The sequence below is a fragment of the Olleya sp. 1-3 genome, from assembly GCF_002836085.1.
Classification (GTDB): Bacteria; Bacteroidota; Bacteroidia; order Flavobacteriales; family Flavobacteriaceae; genus Olleya; species Olleya namhaensis.
The window spans coordinates 1-588 of sequence record NZ_PJBW01000035.1 but is presented as its reverse complement, the minus strand read 5'-3'; the positions used below and the strand labels follow the sequence as shown (position 1 = coordinate 588).

Genomic DNA, 588 nt, shown 5'->3' with positions numbered 1-588 from the left:
TTATCACACAGCAACAGGAGGAGCTTCAGGCACAGAAGTTTCTGCAGGGACAGATATTACGACGACAACAACATTATATGTTTATAAATCAATTGGCACAGCTCCAAATATTTGTACAGACGAAAGTAGTTTTGTAGTAACTATTAATGCATCTCCGACAGCAGATGTTATAAGTGACGTGCAATCTTGCGGACCATATACATTACCAACATTAAGTGCTAATAATGACTATTATTCAGCAACAGGAGGGCCAAATGGAACGGGGACTTTAATTGCTTCGGGAACAGATATAACAGTAACAACTACGTTATACGTTTACACTGAAACAGGAACAGCGCCTAATATTTGTTCTGACGAAACTAGTTTTACAGTTACAATAGATGCAGCACCAGTAGCGGATTCACCTATGGATGTAGAAGCTTGTGACACGTATACTTTACCAGCTTTGACTGCTAATAATACCTATCACACAATATCAGGAGGATCTCCAACAACGGAGGTTTCTGCAGGAACAGATATTACGACGACAACAACATTATTCGTTTATAAATCAATTGGTACAGCACCAAATATTTGTACTGACGAAAA

Annotated in this window: 1 pseudogene; it reads left to right on the top strand. The window is 38.6% G+C overall.

Features of this window, described 5'->3' with window-relative positions:
- Positions 1–588, top strand: a pseudogene (locus CXF54_RS12940) (adhesin); the annotation flags it as partial.